The sequence below is a fragment of the Desmonostoc muscorum LEGE 12446 genome, from assembly GCF_015207005.2.
GTDB lineage: Bacteria > Cyanobacteriota > Cyanobacteriia > Cyanobacteriales > Nostocaceae > Nostoc > Nostoc muscorum.
On the sequence record NZ_JADEXS020000007.1, the window covers coordinates 1 to 1,950 of the forward strand.

Below are 1,950 nucleotides of genomic sequence, written 5' to 3' on the forward strand. Positions count from 1 at the left end.
TCTGAGTTCTGAGTTCTGGCTGATGAGTTTTTCTACTAAAAGGGCGGCGTGTTGTTCTAGGACTTCAACAATATCACCGATGGTGCGACATTCTGTGCCATTGACTACTGAATATTGACCACTAGTCATGGACAAGTCTGCTGTGAGGGGGTCGAAGTCTAGACCCCAATCCTGGGCTATGGCGCGGGTAATGCCTAAAGAATAGCGATTGGGTATGCGAGCGATCGCTACTATTAAATCCCTTAGTTGCTGTCCTTGGGGACATTGCCCAAAAATGTGTAAGCCATCACGGATTTGAGCTTCTTTGAGTTCACAAAGATAACCATCTAAAGAATTCAAAATTAAAAATTCTGAATTTAAAATTTCTGCGTTTTGGATTCCTAAATCCAGATGTAAATTTTCTTGAAGAATCAATTCGCGGATGCGATCGCGAATCACTGGTAAACGGGAAGGATCTAAACTTTCCGCTTCATAATACTCATCAATTAAATTTTCTAACTGTTGCAAAGAACCGTAGAGTTCCGCACGAGTCATGGGTGGCGTCAGGTGATCTATAATCACTGCTTGGGCGCGACGTTTGGCTTGGGAACCCTCACCAGGGTCATTGACAATAAACGGGTAGAGGTGGGGAAGTGCGCCGAAAGCTACTTCTGGGTAACAATTACTTGATAAAGCCACACTTTTACCGGGTAGCCATTCTAAATTTCCGTGTTTGCCCACATGAACTACAGCATCAGCACCAAAACATTCTCTAACCCAATAGTAAAAAGCTAAATAAGCATGAGTTGGCTCTAAATCCGGCGCATGATAATTCAAACTGGGGTCATTATCATAGCCCCTTGGTGGCTGAATTCCCACGAAAATGTTGCCGAGTTGAATTCCTGGAACGGGGATTGGGGATTGGGGATTGGGGATTGGGGATTGGGGACTGGGGATTGGAGATTGGATATTGCTCTTGTCTCCCCCGTTTTCCTTTTCCCCAGTCCCTAGTCCCCAGTCCCCAGTCCCCAGTCCCCACCTTTCACTAATACCTTGCTGCACGGCTGGTGGCAATGAAGCGAAATACTCTTGATATTCTGTCCAAGAGACACTTTGCTGCACCGGATGCCATTCTTGACTTTCCGGATCGTTGGTTACGCCAGATGTTAGCCGTTGAATCAACTCATCTCCTTGAGCAGGTGGATTTTCTACTTGATACCCGGCTTGGTGTAAAGCTTGCAGGATTTCTGTGCAACTAGCTGGGGTATCGAGTCCCACACCATTAGCAAGGCGTCCATTGCGGTTGGGGTAATTTGCCAGAATTAGGGCAATTCGCCGCTCTTGGGGTGGTTTTGAACGCAGACGCACCCAATTTGCTGCTAGTTGAGCAACAAACTCGATGCGATCGCTCACTGGTTCATAAACTACCACATCTGTCTCTAAATCGGAATTACGAGTTTGAACTGCTTTAAAAGACACAGCACGAGTAATAATCCGCCCATCTACTTCTGGTAGCGCTACATTCATCCCAATATCGCGGGGAGAAAGTCCTTGAAACTGTAACTCCCACTGTTCAACTGATCCGCCACTGAGGATAACCTGGAATACAGGCACATCTAATTTTTGCCACAGTTCGGTTTGGGGTGTTTCGCTCTCCAACCTTGCTAAAGAAAAACTGGTGGTATTCAGCAGCAGCGCAATTGGTTCGCCTTCTTTGGGTTGAAAAAATTCACTCAACTCAATTTGAACATCTGGTTCACGCAATGACGAAACAAAAACTGGCACAGGTTGTAAATTTTTCTGTACTAAAGCTTGGCATAAAGCATCAATTACCTTAGTGTTTCCCGCTAAATAATGGGCGCGGTAGAAAAGTATGCCGACTTTGGGCATGGGGCATTGGGCATGGGGCATTGGGCATTGGGCATTGGGCATTGGGCATGGGGCATTGGTTATCCTTTCTCCCCCTGCCTC

1 protein-coding gene is annotated in these 1,950 nt (G+C 46.3%); it reads right to left on the reverse strand.

The features are described 5' to 3' along the window. Positions 1 to 1,911 (reverse strand): cobaltochelatase subunit CobN (locus IQ276_RS39930; RefSeq protein ID WP_235116537.1); only part of this gene is annotated, 1,911 nt, incomplete at its 3' end. Between the last annotated feature and the right edge of the window lie 39 nt (positions 1,912 to 1,950).